Source organism: Amaricoccus sp. W119 (assembly GCF_047275745.1).
Lineage (GTDB): Bacteria > Pseudomonadota > Alphaproteobacteria > Rhodobacterales > Rhodobacteraceae > Amaricoccus.
In genome coordinates, this window is the sequence record NZ_JBKQWU010000002.1 from 159,374 (window position 1) to 184,247 (window position 24,874).

The 24,874-nt window shown below is 70.7% G+C and carries 24 protein-coding genes; 5 read left to right on the forward strand and 19 right to left on the reverse strand.

Annotated features, from left to right (window positions below):
* Positions 1-24 precede the first annotated feature (24 nt).
* The 10 genes from ACLJK8_RS02495 to htpX form a co-directional block, all read right to left on the reverse strand.
* On the reverse strand, positions 25-1,182 hold the full coding sequence (locus ACLJK8_RS02495; RefSeq protein WP_413148424.1) for a DNA recombination protein RmuC: 1,158 nt from the start codon (positions 1,180-1,182) through the stop codon (positions 25-27).
* On the reverse strand, positions 1,179-3,083 hold the full coding sequence (gene mutL / locus ACLJK8_RS02500; protein WP_413148425.1) for a DNA mismatch repair endonuclease MutL: 1,905 nt from the start codon (positions 3,081-3,083) through the stop codon (positions 1,179-1,181). Before mutL ends, ACLJK8_RS02495 begins: the two co-directional genes overlap by 4 nt.
* Positions 3,084-3,149: 66 nt before the next feature.
* Positions 3,150-4,493 (reverse strand): M16 family metallopeptidase, encoded by a 1,344-nt coding sequence (locus ACLJK8_RS02505; protein WP_413148426.1) that lies wholly within the window; start codon positions 4,491-4,493, stop codon positions 3,150-3,152.
* Positions 4,490-5,995 (reverse strand): M16 family metallopeptidase, encoded by a 1,506-nt coding sequence (locus ACLJK8_RS02510; protein ID WP_413148528.1) that lies wholly within the window; start codon positions 5,993-5,995, stop codon positions 4,490-4,492. Before ACLJK8_RS02510 ends, ACLJK8_RS02505 begins: the two co-directional genes overlap by 4 nt.
* Before the next feature lie 104 nt (positions 5,996-6,099).
* The gene (locus ACLJK8_RS02515) at positions 6,100-6,612 is read right to left on the reverse strand and encodes a DUF3035 domain-containing protein (RefSeq protein ID WP_413148427.1); all 513 of its coding nucleotides are present in this window, start codon (positions 6,610-6,612) and stop codon (positions 6,100-6,102) included.
* A gap of 56 nt (positions 6,613-6,668) precedes the next feature.
* Complete coding sequence (lspA, locus tag ACLJK8_RS02520) at positions 6,669-7,184, reverse strand: signal peptidase II (protein WP_413148428.1); 516 nt, start codon at positions 7,182-7,184, stop codon at positions 6,669-6,671.
* An 8-nt stretch (positions 7,185-7,192) separates the two neighbouring features.
* Positions 7,193-8,806: a bifunctional phosphoribosylaminoimidazolecarboxamide formyltransferase/IMP cyclohydrolase gene (gene purH / locus ACLJK8_RS02525; protein WP_413148429.1), complete on the reverse strand. Its 1,614-nt coding sequence runs from the start codon at positions 8,804-8,806 to the stop codon at positions 7,193-7,195.
* Positions 8,807-8,877: 71 nt separating this feature from the next.
* A complete protein-coding gene (locus ACLJK8_RS02530) occupies positions 8,878-10,614 on the reverse strand; it encodes a heparinase II/III family protein (protein WP_413148430.1) in 1,737 nt (578 codons plus the stop codon).
* Between the two features lie 93 nt (positions 10,615-10,707).
* Positions 10,708-12,069 (reverse strand): RsmB/NOP family class I SAM-dependent RNA methyltransferase, encoded by a 1,362-nt coding sequence (locus ACLJK8_RS02535; protein WP_413148431.1) that lies wholly within the window; start codon positions 12,067-12,069, stop codon positions 10,708-10,710.
* A gap of 83 nt (positions 12,070-12,152) precedes the next feature.
* Positions 12,153-13,097, reverse strand: coding sequence for a zinc metalloprotease HtpX (gene htpX, locus ACLJK8_RS02540; protein ID WP_413148432.1), 945 nt, complete (start codon positions 13,095-13,097; stop codon positions 12,153-12,155).
* A 79-nt stretch (positions 13,098-13,176) separates the two neighbouring features.
* On the opposite strand from htpX, the gene ACLJK8_RS02545 reads away from it, so the two are divergent.
* Entirely contained in the window at positions 13,177-13,389 is a 213-nt protein-coding gene (locus tag ACLJK8_RS02545) for a DUF1674 domain-containing protein (protein WP_413148433.1), read from the forward strand.
* Positions 13,390-13,393: 4 nt separating this feature from the next.
* Positions 13,394-14,212 (forward strand): glycosyl transferase, encoded by an 819-nt coding sequence (locus ACLJK8_RS02550; protein ID WP_413148434.1) that lies wholly within the window; start codon positions 13,394-13,396, stop codon positions 14,210-14,212.
* Positions 14,213-14,245: 33 nt separating this feature from the next.
* Here ACLJK8_RS02550 and polA read toward each other — a convergent pair whose 3' ends face one another.
* From polA to ACLJK8_RS02575, 5 genes are all read right to left on the reverse strand, one after another.
* Entirely contained in the window at positions 14,246-17,110 is a 2,865-nt protein-coding gene (gene polA / locus ACLJK8_RS02555; protein ID WP_413148435.1) for a DNA polymerase I, read from the reverse strand.
* Entirely contained in the window at positions 17,094-17,279 is a 186-nt protein-coding gene (locus tag ACLJK8_RS02560; protein ID WP_413148436.1) for a zinc-finger domain-containing protein, read from the reverse strand. Before ACLJK8_RS02560 ends, polA begins: the two co-directional genes overlap by 17 nt.
* A 119-nt stretch (positions 17,280-17,398) precedes the next feature.
* Positions 17,399-17,812 (reverse strand): VOC family protein, encoded by a 414-nt coding sequence (locus ACLJK8_RS02565; RefSeq protein WP_413148437.1) that lies wholly within the window; start codon positions 17,810-17,812, stop codon positions 17,399-17,401.
* A gap of 43 nt (positions 17,813-17,855) precedes the next feature.
* Positions 17,856-19,175, reverse strand: a complete 1,320-nt coding sequence (locus tag ACLJK8_RS02570) for a metalloregulator ArsR/SmtB family transcription factor (RefSeq protein WP_413148438.1) — start codon at positions 19,173-19,175, stop codon at positions 17,856-17,858.
* A gap of 391 nt (positions 19,176-19,566) precedes the next feature.
* Entirely contained in the window at positions 19,567-19,953 is a 387-nt protein-coding gene (locus ACLJK8_RS02575; protein WP_413148439.1) for an HIT domain-containing protein, read from the reverse strand.
* A 185-nt stretch (positions 19,954-20,138) separates the two neighbouring features.
* Here ACLJK8_RS02575 and ACLJK8_RS02580 point away from each other — a divergent pair, with 185 nt between their 5' ends.
* Both ACLJK8_RS02580 and ACLJK8_RS02585 read left to right on the forward strand, forming a co-directional pair.
* The gene (locus tag ACLJK8_RS02580) at positions 20,139-20,669 is read left to right on the forward strand and encodes an isochorismatase family protein (RefSeq protein WP_413148440.1); all 531 of its coding nucleotides are present in this window, start codon (positions 20,139-20,141) and stop codon (positions 20,667-20,669) included.
* 30 nt (positions 20,670-20,699) lie between these two features.
* The gene (locus ACLJK8_RS02585; RefSeq protein ID WP_413148441.1) at positions 20,700-21,092 is read left to right on the forward strand and encodes a GFA family protein; all 393 of its coding nucleotides are present in this window, start codon (positions 20,700-20,702) and stop codon (positions 21,090-21,092) included.
* A gap of 34 nt (positions 21,093-21,126) precedes the next feature.
* Here the strand turns inward: ACLJK8_RS02585 and ACLJK8_RS02590 are convergent, their stop codons facing one another.
* Positions 21,127-22,122: an adenosine kinase gene (locus ACLJK8_RS02590; protein WP_413148442.1), complete on the reverse strand. Its 996-nt coding sequence runs from the start codon at positions 22,120-22,122 to the stop codon at positions 21,127-21,129.
* Positions 22,119-22,763 (reverse strand): endonuclease III, encoded by a 645-nt coding sequence (gene nth / locus ACLJK8_RS02595; protein ID WP_413148443.1) that lies wholly within the window; start codon positions 22,761-22,763, stop codon positions 22,119-22,121. The genes ACLJK8_RS02590 and nth overlap by 4 nt, the downstream gene beginning before the upstream one ends.
* Positions 22,764-23,036: 273 nt before the next feature.
* Between nth and ACLJK8_RS02600 the strand changes: the two genes are divergently transcribed.
* Positions 23,037-23,660 (forward strand): methylated-DNA--[protein]-cysteine S-methyltransferase, encoded by a 624-nt coding sequence (locus ACLJK8_RS02600; RefSeq protein ID WP_413148444.1) that lies wholly within the window; start codon positions 23,037-23,039, stop codon positions 23,658-23,660.
* Positions 23,661-23,664: 4 nt separating this feature from the next.
* Here the strand turns inward: ACLJK8_RS02600 and ACLJK8_RS02605 are convergent, their stop codons facing one another.
* The gene (locus tag ACLJK8_RS02605; protein WP_413148445.1) at positions 23,665-23,982 is read right to left on the reverse strand and encodes a TraR/DksA family transcriptional regulator; all 318 of its coding nucleotides are present in this window, start codon (positions 23,980-23,982) and stop codon (positions 23,665-23,667) included.
* Positions 23,983-24,039: 57 nt separating this feature from the next.
* Positions 24,040-24,873 (reverse strand): bifunctional hydroxymethylpyrimidine kinase/phosphomethylpyrimidine kinase, encoded by an 834-nt coding sequence (gene thiD / locus ACLJK8_RS02610; protein WP_413148446.1) that lies wholly within the window; start codon positions 24,871-24,873, stop codon positions 24,040-24,042.
* Position 24,874: the final 1 nt, after the last annotated feature.

Sequence of the window (24,874 nt, forward strand, 5' to 3'; positions counted from 1 at the left end):
GGCGGTTTCGGAGCTTCGGGAGGTTCAGGACTCGGGAAGCCGCACGAGCCGCGGCGCGCCGCGCGCCTCCGTCTCGGCCTCGCCCGGCGTGAAGTCGATCGCCTCGAGCCGCCGCGCCCGGGTGCCGGCGCGCGAGGCGGAGATGCGGATCTCCTCGATATCCTTCTGCGCCTGCGAGAAATGCCGGTCGAGATTGCCGACGCGGGTCTCCAGCCGCTCGACATCCTTGTGCAGGAGCCCGAGTTCGCGGCGGATCTTGTGCGCCTCCTCGCGCATCCGCGCGTCCTTCAGGACGGCGCGGAGCGTGTGCAGCGTCGCCATGCAGGTCGTGGGCGAGACCGTCCAGACCCGGAGCCCGAAGCCCTCGCGCACCTGCTCGCCGAAATTCGCATGCATCTCGGCATAGACCGCCTCCGAGGGCAGGAACATGAGCGCACCCTCGGCGGTCTCGCCCTCGATGATGTATTTCTCCGCGATCGCCTTCATGTGCGTCCTGAGCGCCGCGCGCATCCGCCGCTGTGCCTCCTGCTTCTCGGCCGGCGTGCGGGCGGCGCGGATCTGCTCGTAAGGCTCCAGCGGGAATTTCGCATCGACCGCGATCGGCCCCGGCGGGAACGGCAGGTGGATCAGGCAATCCGCCCGCGTCCCGTTGGAAAGCTGCGCCTGAAAGCTCGCCGAATCGGGCGGCAGCGCGCGGGTGACGATCTCGCGGAGCTGGATCTCGCCGAAGGCGCCCCGGGTCTGCTTGTTGGCGAGGATGTCCTGCAGCCCGAGCACGTTGGAGGAGAGCTTCTCGATATTGGTCTGCGCCTTGTCGATCGCGTTCAGCCGCTCCTGCAATTCGCCAAGTCCCCGCGCGGTCCTGACCGCGCTCGCGCCGAGCGAATCGGTCATCGCGCGCGTCACCTCGGCGAGCCGGGTTTCGAGATTGGCGCTCACGCGGGCCTGGGCATGGGCCTGGGTCTCGGCGACGTGGGTCAGCCCGCCGTGGAGTTGCTGCTGTCCCTCGCCCAGCGCGCGGATCGCCGCGTCCACCTCGGCGAGATGCTGGACCAGCGGCTCCGCCGCCCGCCCCGCGCGGGAAACGGCGCGCAAGAGCAGAAGGAAGCCGAGAACCGCCGCGATGGCGATCCAGAGCCGGGGATCGTCCCAGCCGATCGAGAAGGAACCGATGCTGATCATCCGCGGCGTCCGAAAAGGCGTTCGATATCGGCGAGCTTGAGCTCGACATAGGTCGGGCGGCCGTGGTTGCACTGGCCCGAGAGCGGCGTGGCCTCCATCTCGCGCAGGAGCGCATCCATCTCGGCGGCGTTGAGCCGTCGCCCGGCGCGGATCGAGCCGTGGCAGGACATCCGGCTCAGCACCGCGTCGATCCGGCGGGCGATCCCCGCGCCCGCGCCTTCGATGAGCGCGTCGGCGACATCGCGGAGCAGAGCCCGGCCATCGACTTCGCCGAGGATCGCCGGCGTCTCGCGCAGGCAGACCGCGCCGCGCCCGAAGGGCTCGACCACGAGGCCCGACTGGTCGAGCGCGTCCCGCGCCTCAAGGATCGCCGCCTCCTGCCCGGCGTCGAGTTCCACCACTTCGGGGATCAGCAACCCCTGGCTCGGCACCCGGGCACCCTCCCGCGCGGCCTTCAGCTTCTCGTAGACCAGCCGCTCATGCGCCGCGTGCTGATCGACGATGACGATGCCGTCGCCGGTCTGGGCGATCACATAGGTCTCGTGCAGCTGCGCCCGCGCGGCGCCGAGCGGGCGCGTTTCGGGCGCCGCGCCCTCCGGTCCGGACTCGGGATCGGGCTCGATCCGCGCCGAATGGAGCGCCGGTCCCATCATCTCCTCCGCGAAGCCCAGCGCCGCGGCGGAGGGGCGCGGAGGCGGCGTATATGCATAGGCATATCGCGCCCGCGCCGGTGAGCTGGTCTGCGAATATGCATTGGCATATTCGGCCGCCGGGGTCCGGGCGACGCCAAGCATCCCCGCCCCCACGGTGGTCGAGCCTCGATGGCCCGCGCCCGCCAGCACCTGTTTCAGCCCGCCGATGACGAGGCCGCGCACGAGGCCCGGATCGCGGAACCGCACCTCGGCCTTGGCGGGATGGACGTTCACATCGACCGCCTCCGGCTCGCAGGTCAGGAACAGCGCCGCGACGGGATGGCGGTCGCGCGAGAGCACATCCATGTAGGCGGCCCGGAGCGCGCCGGTCAGCAGCTTGTCCCGCACCGCCCGGCCGTTGACGAAAAGGTACTGCGCCACAGCCGCGCCGCGCGAGAAGGTCGGGAGCGCGGCGAAGCCGCCGAGCCGGATGCCCTCCCGCTCCGCCGCGACGGGGAGCGCGTTCTCGGCGAAATCCGGGCCGAGGATGGCGCGGAGCCGGGCGGGAAGCCCGTCGAAGAGCTCGCCCGGCTCCGGATCGAAACGCAGGATCTCGCGCGGGCTGGCGGCGTCGGTCACATCGGTAAGCGTGAACCCCGTCCCCGGCGCCGCCATCGCGAGCCGGCGGAGCGTATCGCCGATCGCCTGCGCCTCCGCCCGGTCGGAGCGCAGGAACTTGAGCCGCGCCGGCGTCGCGGTGAAGAGCCCGGCGAGTTCCACCACCGTGCCCCGGGCGAGCGCCGCCGGACGCACCGCGCCGGTCTCCTCGCCGCGCACGCTGATGCTCGCCGCCTCCCCGGCACCCGCCGCGCGCGAGGTCAGCGTCAGCCGCCCGACCGCGCCGAGCGAAGGCAGCGCCTCACCGCGAAAGCCGAAGGAGCGGATATTGATGAGATCCGTCCCGTCGATCTTCGAGGTCGCATGGCGCGAGAGCGCGAGCGGCAGTTCCGCCGCCGGGATGCCGTGGCCATCATCGGTCACGCGGATCAGCGTCTTGCCGCCATCGGCGTAGGCGACCGCGATCCGCCGGGCGCCGGCGTCGAGCGCGTTCTCGACCAGTTCCTTGATCGCCGAGGCCGGGCGCTCGACCACCTCCCCCGCCGCGATACGGTTCGCCGCCGCCGCGTCGAGCTGCCGGATCGGCCGCCGTGTTTCGGGTCGCGCTTCGGGGCGTGCCTCTGGCTCTATATTGGGTGTCGGAGCGTTCATGCCCCAAGGTCTAGCATGACCCCCCGGGGTGGCGCCACCGATTATTGGTTAACGGCCCATGTCGGCCTACTCGTCGCCGGCGGCCTCCAGCCCCTCGGGCCTGCCGACGACGACGAAGCTCAGCTCCCCGGGATCGAGCAGCCGCTTCGCCACCCGCGCCACATCCTCCCGCGTCACCGCCTCGACCAGCGCGTTGCGGCGGTTCACATAGTCGAGCCCAAGCCCCGCCGTCTGGATGCCCAGCAGTTGCGCGGCGATCCGCCCATTGCCCGAGAACCGCAGCGGATAGGCGCCGGTCAGGTATTTCTTCGCCGCCTCCAGCTCGGCATCGGTCACGCCGCCCTCCGCCATCCGCTGCCATTCGGCGCGCGTGAGTTCGATCGCCTCGGCGACCCGGTCATTCGCGGAGGAAAAATGACCCATGTAGAGCGCGCCGAAATCATACGGCGCGAGCATCGTGTTGATGCCATAGGTCAGCCCGCGCTTCTCCCGTACCTCGGTCGAGAGCCGCGAGCCGAGCCCGCCACCGCCAAGGATGTAGTCCATCACGAAGGCCGGGATGAAATCCGGATCGTCGCGCGCGATCCCATGCTGGCCGAAGAAGACCAGCGACTGCGGCACGTCGAAATCGGTGACGCTGAGCGTTCCGGGAAGCTCCGGCTCCGCGACCGGCGGCAGGGCCGGACCCGTGGCGGGCAGGTCGCCGAACAGCCGGTCGAGCATCGGCCCGAGTTCCTCCGGCGTGATGTCGCCCACCACGGCGAGCCGCAGGCGATCCCGGGTCAGCATCGCCCCATGCGCGGCGCGGATCGCATCCGCGTCGAGCGCGCGGACGGCCTCGAGCGTGCCGTTGGTGGGCCGCGCATAGGGATGGCCGGGGAAGGCCTCGGCGAAGAAGGCCCGGCTCGCGGTCGCGCCGGGATCGGTGGCATCGTCCTCGAGCCCGGCGACCAGTTGCCCGCGCACCCGCTCGACCGCCCCCGCGTCGAACCGCGGATCGACGAGCGCCTGGCGCAGCAGATCGACCGAGGCATCGCGGTTCTCGCTCAGCATGTCGGCCGAGATCGAAATGTCGTCGCGGCCGCAATCGAAGCCGAAACGGGCGGCGAGATCCTCGCGCCGCTCGGCGAAGCCGGTCGAATCGAGATCGCCGGAACCTTCCTCGAGCAGCCCGGTCATCAGCACGCAGACCCCTTCCTCGCCCTCGGGATCGAGCGCCGCGCCGCCCTGGAAGCTCGATTCGATGGTGATCATCGGGATCGTGTGCTCCTCGTAGAGCCAGGCGGAGAGTCCCCCCGGCGAGGTCACCGGCGTGATGGTGATCTCGGCGCGAGCGGGCAGCGCGGCCGTTACGAGAAGCGGGGCGGCGAGGAGCGCGGCGGCGAACAGCACGAGGAGCGGGTGTCTCATCGCGCGGCCTCCTCGGCGGGACTCTCGGCCGGGTTGGCTCCGGGGTTCACGGCGGGGTTCGTGACGGGGCTGTCGGCCGGATTCGCGGCGGCGTTCTCGGGAGCCTTCTCGGGGACGTTCTCGGGGGCGTTCTCGGCGGGACCCTCGGTCGGCGACTCGGGCGGGCGCTCGGGCAGAAGCCATCCCGTGACCGAGGCGTCCGGGTCGAAGACCGCGCGCGCGGCGGCCTGGACATCCGCCGCGGTGACGGCGAGCAGCGCCTCCGGCCAGCCCTCCACATCCGCGATCGTCAGTCCGGAGGTCAGCGCCTGTCCGAATTCGTTCGCGCGGCCCTCCACGCTGTCGCGGGCGTAGATCTCGGAGGCCCGGACCTGATTGCGCGCCCGTTCCAGCCCGGCCTCATCCGGCCCCCCGGCGATGAAATCGGCGATCAGTGCGTCGAGCCGCGCCTCGGCCTCCGCCGGCTCGACCCCGGGCCTCAGCGCCATCCGCAGGCTGAAACTCGACGGATCGAGGCTCACGTCATTGTAGTAGGCGCCGGTACCGACGGCGATCGCCTCCGGCCCAAGCTCGAGCTCCCGTGTCATCTCCGAGGTCGCGCCCCGGCCGAAGAGCTGCGCGAGCATGGCGAGCGCCGCCGCCTCCCGCTGATCGCCGGACCGCCGCGGCGGTGCGAGATACGAGCGGGTCATGACGGGCAGCGTGACGCGGGGGTCGCTGTGCTCGATCCGCCGCGCGGCCAGCGGTTCGGGTTCGCGCGGCCGGTTCCTGGGCTCGATCAGATCGGAGGCGGGAATGGGCCCGAAATGTTCCGCCGCCAGTTCCTCGACCCGCGCCGGGGTGACATCGCCCGCGACCACCAGAACCGCGTTGTTCGGCGCGTAATGCGCCCGGTAGAAGGCCATCGCACCTTCGAGCGTGATCGCCTCCAGTTCCTGCGCCCAGCCGATGATCGGCCGGCCATAGGGGCTGTTGAGATAGAGCGTCGCGTTCTGCCGCTCGCGGAACGGGCCTTCGGGGGAATTGTCCACACGCTGCCGCCGCTCTTCGCGCACAACGTCGCGTTCCGAGAGCGCGCCCGCCTCGCCGGGGTCGAGATTGACCATGCGGTCGGCTTCCATCCTGAGGACCAGATCGAGCCGGTCGGCGGAGATGTTCTGGAAATACGCGGTGTAATCGGCCGAGGTGAAGGCGTTCTCGTCGCCGCCATTCGCCGCCACCACGGCGCTGAACTCGCCATCCGCGAGAGTGTCGGTGGCCTTGAACATCAGATGTTCGAGAAAATGCGCGAGCCCGGTCTCGCCATAGGGGTCGTCGGCGGCGCCGACCTTGTACCAGACCATCGAGGTGACGACCGGCGCGCGGTGGTCCTCGATCACGACGCCCATCAGCCCGTTCGGGAGCGTGAAGCTCGACACCGCGGGGTCGGCGGCGCCGAAGGCGAGCGTGGGCGCGAGAGCGAGGGGAGCCAGCGCGAACTGGCTCAGGCGGGCGAGGCGGATCAAGCGGGCATCTCCTTCTGGGCGCGATCAGCCTAGCCGTCTCAGCGCCGCGATCAACGCCGCCAGCGCCGGCCTTCCGAAATGTGATCGCCTCGCGAGGGAGCCTATTCCTCTTCCAGAAGCGTCGGCGGCGCGGGCGGCACGGCGACGCCGCGCGCGCGCATCGCCTCGTATTCCGCCGCCGCGTCGAGCGTGACCGCGCCATAGGTCACGTCATCCGGGTCGCGCGCGAGCAGCCTGGGCAGCAGCTTTCCCTGGTTCTCCTCGCGCCAGGTCGCGTCCTCGACGGCGAGCCGGGCGCGGATGTTCGGATCGGCGGGTCCGGCGCGGGCGATGAGCGAGCCGGCGCTCGCGGTGCCGGCGGGCGCCTCGCGGCCGGTCAGGCTCGCCACCGCCTCCGCCTTCGGGTTGTAATCGACGCGGTTCGGCGCACCCGGCGTCGGTGTCGGCAGCGCGGCGAAATTCCCGGGCATTTCGAGCGGCTTGGTCGGCAGTACCATGAATTCGTCGGGCGAGCCCGCCGAGCGCAGCTCGCCGTCGCTTCTCGCCTGACCGCAGCCGCCAAGCGCGGCGCCTGCCAGAATCAATCCCGCCCAGCGGAGGGCACGTGCCCGCATCTTGGGTCCTCGTCCGTCGAAACCGTTTCTTCCCCTACCGCGGAACGCGGGCGGCGTCACCTCCTCTTGCGCGCCTGCCCGCCGCCGGTCGGACGGTCACCCGCGGGTTCCCGCGCGAAGAGGAGCAGCAGCGCCGCGCCCGCGAAGATCGCCACGTCCCCGACGTTGAAGGCGAAGGGGTTGCGGAGGCCCGGCAGGCTGAAGTTCAGGAAGTCCATGACCGCGCCATAGCGGATCCGGTCCCAGACATTGCCGAACGCGCCCCCCATGATGAGCCCGACGCCGAGCGCCTCGACGAAGGCGGTGCGCCGCCGCGCCCAGTAGAGCAGACCGGCGCAGATCACGAGCGCGAGCGCGATCAGGAACCAGCGCCCGGCATCCGCGCCCATGTCGAGGAGGCCGAAGTTGATCCCCCGGTTCCAGGCCATCGCGAGGTTGAACCAGGGGTCCCAGACCGCGATGAAGCCACGCGCGCGGAGGTCCAGCACCTCGACCACCCAGAATTTCGTGGCGCGGTCGATCAGGAAGATTATCGTCGTGATCGTGGCCACGCGGGCCAACATCGGGTTCATGGCGCTCCTCAGTGCCGGAAATGACGCATGCCGGTCAGGACCATGGCGAGGCCCGCCGCGTCGGCGGCGGCGATCACCTCCGCGTCCCGCATCGAGCCGCCCGGCTGGATCACCGCCGTCACGCCATTGCCCGCCAGCACCTCGATCCCGTCGGCGAAGGGAAAGAACGCGTCGGAGGCCGCGACCGCGCCCTTCGCGGGTGAGCCGTCAAGGCCGAGTTCCGCGGCCATCCGCTCGGCCTTCAAGGCGCCGATCGTGGTCGAATCGACTCGGCTCATCTGCCCGGCGCCAATGCCGACCGTGGCGCCGTCCTTCGCATAGACGATCGCGTTCGATTTCACGTGTTTCGCGACCCGCCAGGCGAAGGCGAGATCGGCGAGTTCGCGGGCGCTCGGCGCGCGCCGCGTCACCACCTTGAGGTCGTCCGTCGCGACGCGGCCGGCATCGCCGTCCTGCACGAGAAAGCCGCCGGAGACCTGCCGGAACGTGCGCCGGGCGGCGCCCACGTCCGGCAGGCCGCCCGCGACCAGAAGGCGCAGGTTCTTCTTCGCCGCGAAGACCCGCGCCGCCCCGTCCGTCACCTCGGGCGCGATCACGACCTCGGTGAAGATCTCGGCGATCGCTTGCGCGGTTTCCGCGTCGAGCGGCTGATTGAGGGCGACAATGCCGCCGAAGGCCGAGGTCCGGTCGCAGTCGAAGGCGGCGCGATAGGCGTCGATCAGGCTCGCGCCGGTCGCGACGCCGCAGGGATTGGCGTGTTTGATGATCGCGCAGGCCGGGGCCTCGGCGGGATCGAATTCGGCGACGAGTTCATAGGCCGCGTCGGTGTCGTTGATGTTGTTGTAGGAGAGCTCCTTGCCCTGAAGCTGCCGCGCCGTCGCGACGCCCGGACGGTCGGAGCCATCGCGGTAGAAGGCCGCCGCCTGATGCGGGTTCTCGCCGTAGCGCAGCGTCTGGGCGAGCGTGCCCGCGAAAGCCCGGCGCCGGGGCGTCGGCTCATCACAGGCGCCCACCATCCAGGTCGAGACCGCGGCGTCATAGGCGGCCGTGCGACCGAAGGCGGTGAAGGCGAGACGCTTACGGAAGGCGAGCGTCGTGGCGCCACCGTTCGCATCCAGCTCGGCGGTCAGCGCGGCATAGTCCTCCACATCCGTCACCACCGCGACGAAAGCGTGGTTCTTCGCGGCGGAGCGCAGCATCGCTGGACCGCCGATGTCGATGTTCTCGATGCAATCGGCGACCGGGGCGCCCGAGGCGACGGTCGCCTCGAAGGGATAGAGGTTGACGACGAGCAGGTCGATCGGCCCGATCCCATGCTCGGCCAGCGCCGCCCGGTGGCTCTCGGCGTCGCGCACGGCGAGGAGCCCGCCGTGGACCACCGGATGCAGCGTCTTGACCCGGCCGTCGAGCATCTCGGGAAAGCCGGTCAGTTCGGCGACATCGCGCACGGGCAGGCCCGCGTCCCGGATCGCCGCCGCCGTTCCCCCGGTCGAGACCAGTTCGACGCCCCGCGCGGCGAGCCCCCGCGCCAGATCCAGGAGCCCGGTCTTGTCGGAGACCGACAGGAGCGCGCGGGTGACGGGTACGAGATCGGCGGGAGCGGATGCGGGCGCGGATGGCATGGGACGGGCGGCTCCTTCAGGACTCGGACGGCACTCGGACTCGGGGTTGGCCCCACGGGATGCGCCGACCCCTACGCGACCGGGTCGGACGCGTCCGGAGCCTCGGCGGCGCGCGCGAAGGACCAGGTGATCTGCCCCAGATACTCGACCACTCGCGCACGGACAACCACCTGTTTGGTCACACTCGGACGAGCTTGGCCCGGGTCGAAATAGACCGAATCCTCGAGATCGATCGTGCCGCCCGCCGCGCGGAACACCCAAGGTTCGCCGCTCGGCATGTCGAGAATGACGATCCCCCGATAGCTGTCGAGATCCGGCCGGATCGACGGGTGCAGGTGGAACCGCGCCGCCACGACGACAGGGCCGCGCGCCGCGGCGCGGTCGAACCGGCTCTGGGCGCGGGCGTCGATCACGCTCAGGATCTCCTCGCCGCGTGCCTCGCGCCCGCGCGCCTCGACGAAGATCCGCCGTTCGTGCAGGAGGCCGTGGGTGGCGACATAGCCGTCCTGCGTGGCCAGCAGCCACATCCCCGACGCATCCTGCGCCTGCCGCACCGAGACGAGCGTCGGGCCGCGCTCCAGCCGCTCGCCGAAGGTCCGGGCCGCGAAATCCCGCGCCTCGATTCGCGCCGAGGACCGGCCATCGACCTCGACGGTGCTCGCCGCCGCCGTCTGACGGCAGAGATGCGCCCAGGCGCCGCCGAAGGCCTGCCCCGGTCCGGCGTTCACCACGATTGGCTGGCGCCCGTCGTGCATCTCGAAGGCGAGCGCCGAGGCATGGGCGCCGAGCGCCGCCGGGCCGGTGCCCGGCGCGGCGCCGTCCATGATCAGCGTCACCCGACCGCCGCTCAGCCGGGCATAGCCCATGGCGAGCCGCGGCTTCACCTGCGTGCCGAGGCGCAGTTCGGCCAGCGCGAGGTCGAGCCGGTCCGGCGCGCCGGGACCACCGCCATGAAACCGCGCGAGCGCCCCGTCGCGGAAGCGGAGCGCGCGGATCACCGGTACCGCCCGCGCGATCGCCGCGAGATGGGCGGAACTCGCGCGATGGTCTCCCGCTTCGAGCAGGCGCGCGGTCCAGGTGAGCAGGATCAGCGCCTCGGCGAGATCCTCGGGCGCGCGCGAGGCCACGGCACCGTCGGCGTCGATCATCTCCGCCGCGACTTCGCCGAGAAGCTCGACCTGCGCGGCATGGTCGCGGCGCGGCAGCACCTGCCCGACCCAGACCAGCGCCGCGACCGCCCTGAGCCGCGGCAGCCCCGGGGCCGCGTCCTCCCAGGCATGGGCGAGGTAGCGACCCTGCGCGGCGAGCGCCCGCCAGAAGCGGTCCCGGGCGCCCGAATCCACGCCATGCACCAGCATCTCCGCGTTCGCGCTCCAGGCGATCGCGCGCAGGGCCGCGCTCTCGGGCGTCCAACCGGGGCCGGAGCCCGAGCCGAAGCGGCGGATCCAGTCCCAGGTCCAGGACTGCGCCAGCCCGCGCGCCGACCGGGTGCCGAGTGTCGCTAGATCCTCGAGCCAGCCGAAGGACTGCCGCGCGGGTTCGAGCCACATCGCCTCCCCCGCGGGCAGCGGCGCCGCCCAGAGCGAGCCGTCGCCGATCTCGATGTCGAGCCCGTCGAGCACCGGCCAGACACCCGCCACCATGCGCTGGCCGCGATCGGCATCGCCGTGCAGCGGCGGCTCCGGCAGCGTCTCGGCGACGACGGGCTTGGCCCCGAGCTTCGCGCGGCTGGCGCGGACCCGGTTGCGGAGCCGGTCGCCGGGGCGCGACATGCGATGCCCGAGAGCTTTCAGGAACAGGGTGGCCATGCCGGCTCGGAATCCGCTTCCAATGGGAATAATCTGTCGGCGTGGAGCCTAGAGCATCGCCTTCGCGCGGGAAACGGCTTTCGCAGGTCCCGGTTACCCGCGCGCGAGGCCTGCGGCGAAGAAGCCGTCCATTCCGCCCCGATCCGGCCAGAAATCCGGCCGCGTCCTCAGCACGCCTCCGGTGATCCACGCGGGCTCGATCCCCCCAGGCTCGATCCCCGCCAGATCGGGCAGCGGCGCGGGCCGGGCGTCGGGCGTCGCCGCGAGGAAGTCCGAGACGCGTTCCTCCCCTTCCGCGGGCAGGAGCGAGCAGGTGCAATAGACGAGCCGCCCGCCCGGCGCGAGCCACTCCCAGGCGCGCGCGAGCATCGCGGACTGGAGCGCGGTCAGCGCCGCGACATCGGCCGCGCCGCGCAGGCGCGGCAGGTCCGGGTGCCGCCGGATCGTCCCGCTGGCCGAACAGGGCGCGTCGAGCAGGATGGCATCGAAAGGCGCCTCCGGCTGCCAGGCGAGCGCATCGGCCGCGACGACCTCGGCCGCGAGTCCTGTCCGCGCGAGATTGTCGCTCAGCCGCGCGAGCCGGGCCTGCGAGACATCGAGCGCCGTGACCCGCGCGCCCGCCGCCGCCAGCTGGAGCGTCTTGCCCCCCGGCGCGGCGCAGAGATCGAGCACGCGAAGCCCGGCCACCGGACCGAGGAGACGCGCCGGCAGCGCGGCGGCCGCGTCCTGCACCCACCAGTCGCCGGTCGCATAGCCGGGGAGCGCCGAGATCTGGCCTCGCGCCCGGAGCCTGAGCGATCCGGTCGGCAGGAGATCGGCGCCGAGCCGTTCGGCCCAGAGCGCGGCGGTTTCGGGATCGCGCGGCGTGAGGTCGGTCGGCGGCGGCCCGGCGTGATGCGCGGCGCCGATCGCGGTGAGCGCTTCCTCTCCGTAGGCATCGCGGATCGGATCGGCGAGCCAGGCGGGCAGCTCCGCTTCCGCCGCCGCCTCCCAGAGTTCCGCGCCGCGCTCGCCGATCCGGCGGCCGACGGCGTTGACGAGGCCGGCGAGATGGCGCGCCCTGGCATGTTTCCGGGTAAGCCGCACCGCGGCGTCGACCGCCGCGTGCGCCGGCACCCCGTCGAGCCGCGTTTCGGCCACCGCGAGGCGGAGCGCATTGAGCGCGGGCGCGGCGGGAAGCTTGGTCAGGAAGGTCCCGAGAACCGCGTCGATCCGGCCAAGATGGCGCAGAGTCTCGGTCGCGAGCGTCTGGGCGCGGGCGCGGTCGGCCGGATCGAGATCGGCGAGAGGCCCCCCGGCTGCCCCCCGGCGCGGCCCCCCGGACGACCCGGAGGGCGCGGCGATCTGGTCGGCGAGGCTCACGCCCCGGTCGAGCACACCGGCGAGCAGCGCCGCGGCCGCCGCGCGGGCGGCGAGGCCGGGAACATCCTCCGGCGCGCCGCCGGGCGCTTCCACCGCCGTCTTCCCCGGCGCCTCCTTCGACGCCTTGCCGCGCGTGCGCCCCGCTCCGGGTCGCACCGTCTTCCGGGCCGAAGCGCTCACTGGAGGTCGCCGCGGCGGCCGGAACTCGGGATGCGGGTCGGACTGGTCTGGACATGCCGCTCCGGCATCGGCGCGCGCGGCGCGGGCCCTCCACCACCGGGCCGCCCGGTCATCGCTTCGAGCGCGCGAATCCGGTTCTCGACACTCGGATGGGTCGAGAAGAGATTGTCCATCCGCCGCCCCGAGAGCGGGTTGATGATGAAGAGCGGCGCCGTCGAAGGGCTGCGCTCGGCCGTGGGCATCTCGATCCGATGCGCGTAGCCCGAGATCTTGCGCAGCGCGCTCGCGAGCGCCAGCGGCTTGCCGGAGATCTCGGCGCCCAGCTTGTCGGCGGAATATTCCCGGGTCCGGCTGATCGTCATCTGGATGACCATCGCGGCCAGCGGCGCGAAGAGCACCGCGAGCAGGACCGCGATCGGCCCCATCGGACTCTCCCGATCGCGTGAGCCGCCGAAGAACATGCCGAACTGCGCCAGCATCGAGATCGCACCGGCGACGGTGGCCGCGACAGTCATGATGAGCGTGTCGCGGTTCTTGATATGGGCGAGTTCATGCGCGATCACCCCCTCCAGTTCTTCTCGGTTCAGAAGCTGGAGAATGCCCGTGGTCGCGGCGACGGCGGCGTTCTCGGGATCGCGGCCGGTCGCGAAGGCGTTCGGCTGATCGGCGCGCATGATGAAGACGCGCGGCATCGGCAGGTTCGCGTTCTTCGCGAGCCGCCCGACCATCTCGTAAAGCTCCGGCGCGCTCGCCCGCGTCACCGCCTCGGCGTTATGGGCGCGGAGCGCGAGCTTGTCGGAATTCCAGTAGGCGAAGGCGTTGGTCCCGATCGCGAAGACGAGGGCGATCAGCATGCCGCCTCTGCCGCCGATCAGGAAGCCCACGCCCATGAAGAGCGCGGTCAGCCCCGCGAGCAGCAGCATCGTCCTGAAGTAGTTCATCCTTCCTCCACCTCCCGCGTGCCCTTGCGACCAGCCGCGCCGGGACACTATGATCGGCCAACCGATCCGGGAGTTATATATGTCCAGCCAGCCGACTGAAAAAGAGGCGCGGGCCCAGGCAGAGGCGACTGCGCGGGCGGCGGCGCAGGCGGCGCGCGCGCTGGCGGAAGCCGAGGAACGCCGGGCCAAGGCGCCGGCGCGCATCTTCCCGGTCGAACACGGCGGGCCGAAGGGTCCCGAGCCGACACGCTACGGCGACTGGGAGAAGAAGGGCATCGTCAGCGATTTCTGAACCGATGGCGCACGATACGGTCAAGCAGGTCATCTGCATCAACTGGGGCACGAAATATGGCGCGCCTTACGTGAACCGGCTCTATGCCGGGGTGGCGCGCAACATCACGCCGCCGTTCAGCTTCAGCTGTTTCACCGATACCGACGCCGGGCTCCGCCCCGAGGTCCGGGCCTTCCCGCTGCCGCCGCTCGATGTCGCGATGCCGACCGGGACCAAGGGCATCTGGCCGAAGGCGCGGCTCTGGGGGGCGGAGCTTGGCGATCTGACGGGGCCGGTCCTCTTCATGGACCTCGACCTCGTGGTGACCGGGAACATGGACGGCTTCTTCTCCGAGGGAGCGCCGGAGGATGTGATCCTCGCGCGCAATCCCTCGACGCCGCTTGAAAAACTCGGCCAGACCTCGCTGTTCCGCTTCCCGGTCGGCAAGCTCCTGCCACTTCAGGAGCGGTTCCGGGCCGATCCACAGGGGATCGCCGACGCCTTCCGCTTCGAGCAGCGGTTCGTGACGCGCGAGGCGCCGGGCGGGATTTCGTTCTGGCCCTCGGGCTGGGTCAAAAGCTTCCGCAACGACTGCGCCCGGCCGTTTCCGCTCAACTTCTTCCAGCCGCCGCGGCTGCCGCCGGACGCGAAGGTGGTGATCTTTCCGGGCGGCCTGCTGCCCCCGCATGCGATCGCCGGGCATTGGGGGCGGCACTACAAGCCGCTCTCGCGGATGGAGCATCTGAAGGGACTCCTCAGCCCCGACCGCCCCGACCCGCCGCTGCGCTACCTGCGCCATTTCATCCTGCCGAGCGACTGGGTCGCGGGGGCCTGGGCTGAGTAGGGCGAACCTTCGCCCGCCTCCCGCTCCCGAGCCTCAGTGCGCCGCCGCCCAGCTCTCGCCGCTGCCCGCCTCCACGACGAGCGGCACGTCGAGCGCCACGGCCGGCAGCGTCGCGGCCTCCATCGCCGCCTTGACCCGCGCCGCCGTTTCCTCGACCGCGCCCTCCTCGACCTCGAAGAGCAGTTCGTCGTGCACCGTCAGCAGCATCTTCGCCGGAAGCCCTTCGAGCACCGGGGGCACGCGGATCATCGCGCGGCGGATGATGTCGGCCGCGGTCCCCTGGATCGGCGCGTTGATCGCCGCGCGCTGCGCGAAACCGGCGTGCGGGCCCTTGGCGTTGATCTCGGGCGTATGGATGCGCCGGCCGAACAGCGTCTCGACATGGCCGTTGGCCTTGGCGAAGGCGATGGTCTGGTCCATGTATTCGCGAATGCCGGGGAAGCGCTCGAAATAGGTGTCGATGAACTTCTTCGCCACGTCGCGCGGGATACGCAGGTTGTTCGCGAGGCCAAAGGCGGAGATGCCGTAGATCACGCCGAAATTGATCGCCTTCGCCTGCCGGCGGATGTTCGAGGGCATCCCCTCGATCGGCACGCCGAACATTTCCGAGGCGGTCATCGCATGGATGTCGAGCCCTTCGCGGAACGCCTCCTTGAGCGCGGGAATGTCGGCTATATGGGCGAGGATGCGGAGCTCGATCTGACTGTAGTCGAGGCTCAGCAGCCGGTGTCCCTCGACGGCGACGAAGGCCTCGCGGATGCGCCGCCCCTCGTCGGTCCGGACGGGAATGTTCTGCAGGTTCGGATCGGTCGAGGCGAGCCGCCCGGTATTGGCGCCCGCGATCATGTAGGAGGTATGCACCCGGCCCGTGCGCGGGTTGATCGCCGCCTGCAGCGAGTCGGTATAGGTCGATTTGAGCTTCGAGATCTGCCGCCAGTCGAGCACGCGGGCCGGCAGGTCGTGCCCCTGCGCCGCGAGTTCCTCCAGAATGTCGGCGCCGGTTCCATAGGCGCCGGTCTTGCCCTTCTTGCCGCCGGGCAGCGACATCTGGTCGAAGAGCACCTCGCCGAGCTGCTTGGGCGAGCCGACGTTGAACGGCCCGCCCGCGAGTTCGTGGATCTCCGCCTCCAGCCCCGCCATGCGCTGCGCGAAATCGCCGGAGAGCCGCGAAAGCTGGCCGCGGTCGACCTTGATCCCATGCGCCTCCATCTCGGCGAGGACGGGGACGAGCGGGCGTTCCAGCGTCTCGTAGACCCGCGTAACCTTCGCGAAGGGCAGCCGCGGGCGGAAGACGGCGCGGAGCCGCCAGATAACATCCGCCTCCTCCGCCGCGAAGGGCGCGGCGGCCTCGACCGCGACATCCTGGAAGGTCTTCGGGCCCCGCCCCCCCATCAGCGACTTGAGCGGGATCGTCGCATGGCCGAGGTACTTCTCGGCGAGCACTTCGAGCCCGTGCCCGTGCAGCCCGGCATGGAGCGCGTAGGAGATGAGCAGCGTGTCCTCGATCGGCGCGACCGCGATCCCGTGACGCGCGAAAAGCTTCACATCGGCCTTGAGGTTGTGGCCGATCTTCAGGATCGCCGCGTCCTCCAGCACCGGCCGCAACAGGGCGAGCGCGTCGTCGATCGGCATCTGCCCCGGAACGCGCGCATCGCCGTCGAAGAGATCGCCCGAGCCCGACATATGGGCGAGCGGGACATAGGCCGCGTCGCCCGGCGCGGCGGCGAGGCCGAGGCCGACCAGTTCGGCCCGCATCTCGTCCCCTCCGCTCGTTCTCGCGACGAGCGCGAGGGCACCCTGTTCCACGGCGCGGGCAAGCAGGGCTTCGAGTTCGGCGGGCTCGCGGATGATCGCGTATTTCTCCGCCTCGATCGGCGGCAGGTCGGGCCGCGCCGGGCCGGCCGAGGCCTCGCGCGGGGCGCTGCTCCGCGCCGGCGCGGCGGCGGCCACCGGGGCATCGACACCGAGCTTCGCCGCGACGCGCGCGGTCAGCGTCCGGAACTCCATCCGGTTCAGGAAATCGAGCAGCGCCTCGGGGTCGGGTTCGCGCACCTCCAGCGTGTCGAGACCCTCCTCGACCGGCGTGTCGCATCTGAGCGTGACGAGATCGCGCGAGACGCGGATCTGGTCGGCGTGGGTCAGCAGCGTCTGGCGCCGTTTCGGCTGTTTGATCTCCTCGGCGCGGGCGAGCAGCGTGTCGAGATCGCCGTATTCGGTGATGAGCTGCGCCGCCGTCTTGATGCCGATCCCCGGCGCGCCGGGCACGTTGTCGACGGAATCGCCCGCGAGCGCCTGCACGTCGATCACATGTTCGGGGAAGACGCCGAACTTCTCGAACACCTCGTCGCGGCCGATCCGGCGGTTCTTCATGATGTCGAACATCTCGACGCCGGGCCGGACCAGCTGCATCAGATCCTTGTCGGAGGAGACGACGGTGACGCGCCCGCCCGCCTCGACCGCCTGCACGGCATAGGTCGCGATGATGTCGTCGGCCTCGTAGCCCTCGAGCTCGACGCAGGCGAGGTTGAAGGCGCGCGTGGCCTCGCGGATCAGCGGGAATTGCGGGCGCAGATCCTCCGGCGGCTCCGGCCGCTGGGCCTTGTATTCGGGATAGAGGGCGTTGCGGAAGGTGACGGCGGAATGATCGAAGACGACGGCGACATGGGTCGGGGCATCGGCGCCCTTCGCATCCTCGACCATCTTGTAGATCATGTTGCAGAAGCCCGCGACCGCGCCCACCGGCAGCCCGTCCGACTTCCGCGTCAGGGGCGGCAGCGCGTGATAGGCCCGGAAGATGAATCCGGACCCGTCGATCAGGTGGAGGTGATGGCCCTCGCCGAACCGCGCCACATCAACGGCCCCCCTCGGGCCTTCGTTCCGGTCAGTGATGGCCGGCACCGGCGCCCGGCTTCAGCACGTAGCGCTTGTCGCAGTAGCCGCATTCGACGAAGCCCGTCGTCGGGTCGATCTCGAGCCAGACCCGCGGATGGCCGCCCGCGCCGCCACCGCCATCGCAGGCGACGCGGCTCTTGGTCACTTCGATGGTCTCCGGCTCGGGTGCTGGCATGGAAGAGGCTCCGTGATGCGGACGCTGGGTTCGCCTCTGATTAGCCTCATGCGCGCCGGGCGGCAATGGGCAGCGCGGCTCCGGCCCGCGAGCTGGCTCGAGCCCCGTTCAGGAACCGCTCAGGACGGGGGCTCGTCGGTGCCGACCATCCAGGGCGTGCCGAACCGGTCGATGAACATCCCGAACCCCGCCGCCCAGAAGGTCGGCGCGAAGGCCATCATCACCTGGCCGCCGTCCGAGAGCGCCTCGAAGATCGCCCGCGCCTCCGCCGCCGTCGGATAGGTGAGCGCGACCGAGAAGCCTTGCGGCTTCGAATACCAGTTCCCCGGGGCGTCCGCGCCGAAGATCGCCCGGTCGCCGATCCTGAGGCAGGAGTGCATGACCTGCTCCGCCTGTTCCGGCCCGACACCCATGTCCGCCGGCGCCTCCGCCCAGGTCGAGCGCATGGTCACCTCGCCACCGAGCACCGAGGCGTAGAAGTCGAACGCCTCGGCGCAGCGTCCGTCGAAGCTGAGGTAGGGGTCGATCTGCATTCCGGGATCTCCGCTGGCTGCTCTCGTCGTCGTCCTGCCGGGCTCAGGCCCCGCTCTCGAGGCGGGCGCCCAGCCGGGCGAGCGTCCGCTGTCCGCCCTCGATCGCGCCGAACGTCCGCGCGACATTGTTCCGCACCTCGACCGAGGCGAACCGCATCGTCAGCGTCAGCCGCGTCCCCCCGGCCACCGCGGCGAGAGTCACGTCGGTGTCGAAGACCGAATCGTCGGCCTCGTCCTCGCCCTGGTGATGATAGGCGAGGTGGCGGGGCTCATCGACGGTGACGAAGCGGATCCGGTTCGGATAGTCGATCCCGTCGGGGCCATGCATGGTGAAATGCCAGCCGCCTTCCTCGCGGAAGCTGAAGGCATGGGTCGTCGTCGTGAAACCGTCCGGCCCCCACCAGTGGCCGATGTGCCCCGGATCGGCCCATGCCCTCCAGACCCGGGCGGGCGGATGGGGATAGACGCGGACAAGGCGGATCACCGGCTCATCGGCCGGCGCGGGATGGGCGGCGATCATCTCGGGGAGGTAGGCGTCGAGCCCGTCGAAGGTCTCCGTCCATCCGGCCCGGTGCCCGTCACGATTGGTCCGCTCCTCGAACGGCCCCATCCTGAGCCCCAGCCGCGTGCCCTCGCCCTCGTCGATCAGCGTGACCTCGAGGCGCCGTTCGCGTCCCGACGCCCCGTCCACCCCATCCGTCGCGGCATCGGTGGCGGCCCAGCGGTGGCTGTGCACGATGCGGCGGCCGGGGTCGATCTCGAGATAGTCGCCTTCCGCGCGGAGCACGGTTCCATCGTCGCCGGTGAGTTCGGCGTGCCAGGCGCCGCCTTCGCGGAAATCGCCCGCGCCATCGGTCACGGTGAACCCCGCGGGCGCGCACCAGCGCCGCAGGTGCACCCCATCGGACCAGGCGGTGAAGACCAGACCACGCGGCGCGTCGAAATGGCGGGACAGGTCGAGCCAATGCCCGGCCCCGTCTTCCGTCCGGCTCTCGGTGGTCGCTTCCATCGGGTCCCCCTCTCGTAGTTCCAGCAGATGCGCGTCGAACTGGACAAGGCCCCGATCCCAGAAGTCCCGATAATCCTCCAGCCATTCGAAAACCGCGCGCAGAGGCTCGGGTTCCAGCCGACAGGGACGCCACTGCGCCGCGCGGCCCCGTGCGATGAGGCCGGCGCGTTCCAGCACCTTGAGATGCCGCGAAATGGCGGGCAGGCTCATGGCGAAGGGCGCGGCCAGTTCGTTCACCGTCGCCTCGCCCTGCGACAGCCGCGCGAGAATTGCCCGCCGCGTCGGATCGGAAAGCGCCGACAGCGTCGCTGACAGCGCATCCGGAGCGCGGGCCGGGACGAGCGGCATCGTCATCTATTTAGCCAACTCATTAATTAACGCGCTAGCTAAATACCTCATCCAGGGGTGTGACGTCAAGGAATGCGGGGTGCGTGACGCTCATATGATCGAACCGGCATATGAACCGCACCCGGCGATGCGGCAGTCCTCATCGATCGCTGGCTTCCGCAGGCGCATGAGATCGCGCAGAGGCGCTGTCTGTTCTTTCATCTCGAACCAGATCCCCACCTGCCGCTCCAAGTCGGGCGCATTTGCCTGCGCTTCCGCCGCGCGCCGCTCGGCGGCGGCTATAGCGTCGGCGATTCCACCCCGATCCGAAATTGAGCTACCTCCTCCGTCGCACAACGCGCATGGGAGCGAGCGCGCCGAGGGACGCCCGCCTGGTCGGTGCCAAACCTCATCCGGATCAATCAGCCGGTGCGACCAGCAGCCGGCCGAGCGGGCGGCCTCCGAGAATATGGAAATGCATGTGCGGCACTTCCTGATGCGAGTTGTCGCCCGAATTGGCGATCAGCCGGTATCCGGCACCGCCCTCGCCGGGCGTGACGCCAAGCTCGGCCGTGACCCGCGCGACCGCCTTGTTGAAATCGACGATCTCCTCTGCGCTCGCCTCGGCTGCGAAATGGTCGAAATTGACGTAAGGTCCCTTCGGGATCACCAGGATGTGCAGCGGCGCCTGCCCCCGGATGTCGTGGAAGGCGAGGCTGTGCTCGGTTTCGAGCACGGTCTCGTTCGGGATCTCGCCGCGCAGGATGCGGGCGAAGACGTTCTGCGGGTCGTAGTCGTAAGCCATGCGATTGCCTCCCCTTGGGCTCACGAGAAGCAAGAGGCAAACCGCGCCGAGGTCAAGCCCGACCTCGGCCCACGTCCCTCCACCCACGTCCCTCCGCCCACGTCCCTCGGCCCGCGTCTCTCGGGCCCTTGCCAAGCGCCTGGCGGTGGGACAGCCTCGGCGCGAAACATGGGGAGGAGACGCTGATGGTACTGAAGGCGGAGAGCTCGGAACTTCTGGTCATCGACGTCCAGCCGCGGCTGATGGCGGTGATCGACGGGGCCGAGGCGATGACGCTGAACCTGCGCCGGCTGACCGAGGCCGCCCGGCGGCTCGACGTGCAGGTGGCCTATACCGAGCAGAACAGCCGCGCCCTCGGCGCGACACTGCCCGATCTCGGCGCCCGGGCGGAGGAGGTGACCGAGAAGATGACCTTCGACGCGCTCGGCACCCCCGCCTTCGCCGAGCAGCTCGCGACCGAGGCGACCCTGGTCGTGACCGGCGCGGAAGCGCATATCTGCGTCACGCAGACGGTGCTCGGCCTGCTCGACCGGGGACGCAAGGTCGCGGTCGTGGCCGACGCGGTCGGGTCGCGGGTTCCGGCCAATCACGCGGCCGGCCTCGCGCGGATGGAGAAGCACGGCGCGGAGATCGTGACCACCGAGATGGTGCTCTTCGAATGGCTCGGCACCGCCGCCCATCCCGAGTTCAAGGCGATTTCCGCCCTGATCAAGTGAGAGTCGCGACGCGACCGAGGGAGGCCCGGAATGGAGAGAGTCACGGGAGGATGCCTCTGCGGCGCTCTCCGGATCACCGCCGCGGGGCGCCCGTACCGGGTGGGTCTCTGCCATTGCCTCGATTGCCGCAAGCATCACGGGGCGCTCTTCCACGCGAGCGCGATCTTCCCCGCGGAAGCGGTGACGGTCACCGGCGAGACGCGCGGCTACGCCGGCCGGTTCTTCTGCCCACGTTGCGGCTCGCCGGTCTTCGGGCGCTCGGGAGACGAGGTCGAGGTGAACCTCGGTTCGCTCGACGCTCCCGACCAGTTCCGGCCAAGCTACGAACTCTGGACCATCCGCCGCGAATCCTGGCTGCCGCCCTTCCCACTCGCGAAACGGTATGAGCGGAACCGCGACGCCACGAGCCGCTCCGAGGAATAGGCGGGGCCCGCCGGTCGCGCGCCCCGCCGGAGGCTCAGACGAGACCGTCGCTCGCGAAAAGCTCCCGCAGATCCGCCTCGGGCCGCGCGCCGATATGGCTGATCACCTCGCCGGCCGCGGCGCAGCCCATGCGGGCGCAGGTGAGCCAGTCCCGCCCGGTGACAGCGCCGAAGAGGAATCCCGAGGCGAAGAGATCGCCCGCCCCGGTCGCGTCGACGACATTGACCGCGGTCGCCGGCGCATGCACCCGGGCATCGCCGGTCAGCACATGCGCGCCCTTGGGTCCGACCGTGCAGGCGGTGATCGGCACCTCCGCCTGGGCCCGCAGCATCGCCGCCTCCAGATCGCCGGTCTGGTAGAGCGACTGAAGCTCGTGCTCGTTGGCCATGAGCAGATCCACGTCGTCGCGGATCATCCGCAGGAATTCGCCGCGATGCCGCTCGACACAGAACGGGTCGGAGAGCGTGATCGCCACCCGCCCGCCCGCGCTCTTGGTCGCGCGCACCGCCTTCTCGAAGGCCGCGATCGAATCCGGCCCGTCGAAGCGGTAGCCTTCGAGGAAGAGCCATTCGGCCGCCGCCATCTCCGCCTCGTTGATATCCGAGGGCGCGAGGAACTCGGAAACGCCAAGGTAGGTCGACATCGACCGCTCCCCGTCCGGGCTCACCAGCACCATGCAGCGCCCGGTCTCGGCGGGGTGATCCTTCGGCGCGAGCGGCGTCTGGTAATCGGCGCCCTGCGCGCGCAGGTCATGGGCGAAGATCGCGCCGAGCTGGTCGTCCTTCACCTTGCCGACATAGGAGGTCCGCGCGCCGAGCGCCGCGAGCCCCGCGATCGTGTTGGCGGCCGAGCCGCCGGACACTTCACGCGCCGGGCCCATCCTGCCGTAGAGCTCGACCGCCCGATCGGTGTCGATCAGCGTCATGATGCCCTTCTCGACATTGTTGGCGGCGAGGAAATCATCCTCGACGGTGGAAATCACATCGACGATCGCATTGCCGATGCCGACAACCTGGTAAGCCTTGTTCAAAGGTTCTTCTCCTCGAAGTCACAGAGGTCACGAATGAGACAGAGCCGGCAGGCCGGCGCGCGGGCGCGGCAGACGTAGCGGCCATGCAGGATCATCCAGTGGTGGGCGTGAAGCTGGAACGGCGCCGGCACCTGATCCTCGACCGCACGTTCGACCGCGACGACATCGCGTCCCGGCGCGATACCGGTGCGGTTGGCGACGCGGAAGATATGAGTATCGACGGCCTGCGCGGGCAGGCGCCACCACATGTTGAGCACGACATTGGCCGTCTTGCGCCCCACGCCGGGCAGGGACTGAAGCGCCGCGCGCGAGCTCGGCACCTCGCCGTCATATTGCTCGACCAGGATGCGCGACAGCGCCATCACGTTCTTCGCCTTGTTGCGGTAGAGGCCGATGGTGCGGATATGCTCGATGAGCCGCTCCTCGCCGAGCGCGATCATCGCCTCGGGCGTCCGCACCTCGCGGAACAGCGCCTCGGTCGCCCGGTTCACGCCCTTGTCGGTCGCCTGCGCCGAGAGCGCCACGGCGACGAGCAGGGTATAGGCGTTCACATGGTTGAGCTCGCCCTTCGGCTCGGGCTCGGCCGCCTGGAAGCGGCCGAAAATCTCCTCGATCGTCCGGTAGTCGAGCTGGGCCGCCATGGCGCCTCCCTTCGCATGGCCCGCGCGGGACGCGCAAGCGCGAAGGCGCGGGTACCGGAGCGACCCCATGCGATCCCCCCGTGCGATCCCCCCGTGCGATCCCCGCCGTACGATCCCCGCCGTACGATCCCCCATGCGATCCCGGCCCCGATCCGGCATGAAGCCGCCCGGAGCACCCTTTCCGGTCCCGCGAGGCCCATCCGAGTCCCGTCCCACGAGGAGGCTGGCGCCGCGCGCGCCTCGGGCCTAGGGTCGCGGCCCGGAGGTTCCCCGATGTTCAACGCCCGGCCGCCAGACTACCGATCCGCCCGCACCGACGCGGGGACCCGAGCCCTGCTCTCCGGGCGGCGCGCGCCCCTCGATCCGGCCCCCGCGCGCGAGATTTCCTTTCCGGCGACCCGATCAGGCGAAGGGCTCGCCATGCGCTGGGGTGTCTTCGGCACACCCTTCGGCGAGGCGGTCGCGCTCGGAACCGACGCGGGTCTCTGCGCGCTCGGATTCACCGCCGAGACGGGCCACGACGCCGCCTTCGCCGACCTGACCAGCCGCTTCCCCGCCGCCCGTCTCATCGAGGACCCGGACGCGCTCCGGTCCTGGGTCGCGGACCCCGACGGCGCGCCGCTCTGTCTCATCGGCGCCCCCTTCCAGCGCGCGGTTTGGCAGGCGCTGACCCGGGTCCGCGCGGGGAGCGTCGTCACCTATTCCGACATCGCCGAGGCGATCGGGCGCCCTTCGGCGCATCGGGCGGTGGCGACGGCGGTCGGGCTCAATCCGGTCAGTTGGCACGTGCCCTGCCACCGCGTGGTCCGCAAGGATGGCGCGCTCGGCGGCTATCACTGGGGGCTGTCGGTCAAGCGGGCGATGCTCGCGCGCGAGGCGGGGGCTCCGGCGGGCTAAGGCGTCAGCCGGCGCAATCCCGGCAGGTCGCGGCGTGGGGCACGGCATCGAGCCGCTCCTCGGGGATCGGCTCGCCGCAGACGGCGCAGATCCCGTAGGAGCCATGTCGGATACGGTCGAGCGCCGCCTCGATCATGCGGATCTCCTGCAGCCCGGCGGCGCCGAGATCCTCGAGCACTTCCTCATCCTCGCGCTCGACCGCCTGCTCGCCGGCCTCGACCGGTTCGTCGAGCGCCTCGTCGATGCGGTGCAGTCGCGCGTTCAGGTAGTCGAGCCGGGATCGAAGCTGGTTCTCGTGAGTCTCGACGCTGGTCTCGTTCATGGCCTTCCCGTCCCTCGCCTTCCCGTCCCTCGCGGGCGGCGAGCCCCGGGGACCCCCTCAGCGAACGCCCGAGCCCGCGTCGTTGTCAAGCGCCGGCCACAGCGCGTGGAAATGATGCACCGGCCCATGGCCATGCCCGACATCGAGATCCCCCGACGCCGCGATCGCCCCCGCGAGCCAGTCCTTCGCCCGGCGCGCCGCCTCTTCCGGCGTGGCCCCGCGCGCGAGTTCGGCCGCCAGCGCGCTGGAGAGCGAACAGCCCGTGCCATGCGTGTTCCGCGTCGGCACCCGCGCGCCTTCGAGCCAGGTGATCCCGGCCGCGGTCGCGATCACATCCGGGCTGGTGTCGCCTTCGAGATGCCCGCCCTTCAGCAGCACCGCCTCGGGGCCGAGCGCGCGGAGCCGCGCCGCCTGGCTCTCCATTTCCGCCCGCGTGCGCGCCTCCGCCTCGCCGAGCAGGGCGGCGGCTTCCGGCAGGTTGGGCGTCAGCATCGTCGCTCTCGGCAGAAGCGCCGAGCGCAGCGCCGCGACCGCCTCCGGCATCAGGAGCGCGGCGCCGCCCTTGGCGATCATCACCGGGTCGAGCACCACCGGGACACCGTTCAGGGGCATGAGCGCCCGCCCCACCGCCTCGGCGACCGAGGCCTCGCCAATCATGCCGATCTTGACGGCATCGACCCGGACATCGGCGAGGATGGTCTCGATCTGCGCCGCGACGAATTCCGCCGGGATGGGGTGGATGCCGGTCACACCGGTCGTGTTCTGCGCCGTCAGCGCGGCCAGCACCGCCAGGCCATAGCCGCCCCGCGCGGCGAAGGTCTTCAGATCGGCCTGGATGCCCGCGCCACCCGACGGGTCGGAGCCCGCGATGGTCAACAGATTCGGAATCACG

Excerpts from the sequence above, each read along its gene's own strand:
- ACLJK8_RS02495 (WP_413148424.1), bottom strand. The coding sequence starts at position 1,182 with ATGATCAGCATCGGTTCCTTCTCGATCGGCTGGGACGATCCCCGGCTC.
- mutL (WP_413148425.1), bottom strand. The coding sequence starts at position 3,083 with ATGAACGCTCCGACACCCAATATAGAGCCAGAGGCACGCCCCGAAGCG.
- ACLJK8_RS02505 (WP_413148426.1), bottom strand. The coding sequence starts at position 4,493 with ATGAGACACCCGCTCCTCGTGCTGTTCGCCGCCGCGCTCCTCGCCGCC.
- ACLJK8_RS02515 (WP_413148427.1), bottom strand. The coding sequence starts at position 6,612 with ATGCGGGCACGTGCCCTCCGCTGGGCGGGATTGATTCTGGCAGGCGCC.
- lspA (WP_413148428.1), bottom strand. The coding sequence starts at position 7,184 with ATGAACCCGATGTTGGCCCGCGTGGCCACGATCACGACGATAATCTTC.
- purH (WP_413148429.1), bottom strand. The coding sequence starts at position 8,806 with ATGCCATCCGCGCCCGCATCCGCTCCCGCCGATCTCGTACCCGTCACC.
- ACLJK8_RS02530 (WP_413148430.1), bottom strand. The coding sequence starts at position 10,614 with ATGGCCACCCTGTTCCTGAAAGCTCTCGGGCATCGCATGTCGCGCCCC.
- htpX (WP_413148432.1), bottom strand. The coding sequence starts at position 13,097 with ATGAACTACTTCAGGACGATGCTGCTGCTCGCGGGGCTGACCGCGCTC.
- ACLJK8_RS02545 (WP_413148433.1), top strand. The coding sequence starts at position 13,177 with ATGTCCAGCCAGCCGACTGAAAAAGAGGCGCGGGCCCAGGCAGAGGCG.
- ACLJK8_RS02550 (WP_413148434.1), top strand. The coding sequence starts at position 13,394 with ATGGCGCACGATACGGTCAAGCAGGTCATCTGCATCAACTGGGGCACG.
- ACLJK8_RS02560 (WP_413148436.1), bottom strand. The coding sequence starts at position 17,279 with ATGCCAGCACCCGAGCCGGAGACCATCGAAGTGACCAAGAGCCGCGTC.
- ACLJK8_RS02565 (WP_413148437.1), bottom strand. The coding sequence starts at position 17,812 with ATGCAGATCGACCCCTACCTCAGCTTCGACGGACGCTGCGCCGAGGCG.
- ACLJK8_RS02570 (WP_413148438.1), bottom strand. The coding sequence starts at position 19,175 with ATGACGATGCCGCTCGTCCCGGCCCGCGCTCCGGATGCGCTGTCAGCG.
- ACLJK8_RS02575 (WP_413148439.1), bottom strand. The coding sequence starts at position 19,953 with ATGGCTTACGACTACGACCCGCAGAACGTCTTCGCCCGCATCCTGCGC.
- ACLJK8_RS02580 (WP_413148440.1), top strand. The coding sequence starts at position 20,139 with ATGGTACTGAAGGCGGAGAGCTCGGAACTTCTGGTCATCGACGTCCAG.
- ACLJK8_RS02585 (WP_413148441.1), top strand. The coding sequence starts at position 20,700 with ATGGAGAGAGTCACGGGAGGATGCCTCTGCGGCGCTCTCCGGATCACC.
- nth (WP_413148443.1), bottom strand. The coding sequence starts at position 22,763 with ATGGCGGCCCAGCTCGACTACCGGACGATCGAGGAGATTTTCGGCCGC.
- ACLJK8_RS02600 (WP_413148444.1), top strand. The coding sequence starts at position 23,037 with ATGTTCAACGCCCGGCCGCCAGACTACCGATCCGCCCGCACCGACGCG.
- ACLJK8_RS02605 (WP_413148445.1), bottom strand. The coding sequence starts at position 23,982 with ATGAACGAGACCAGCGTCGAGACTCACGAGAACCAGCTTCGATCCCGG.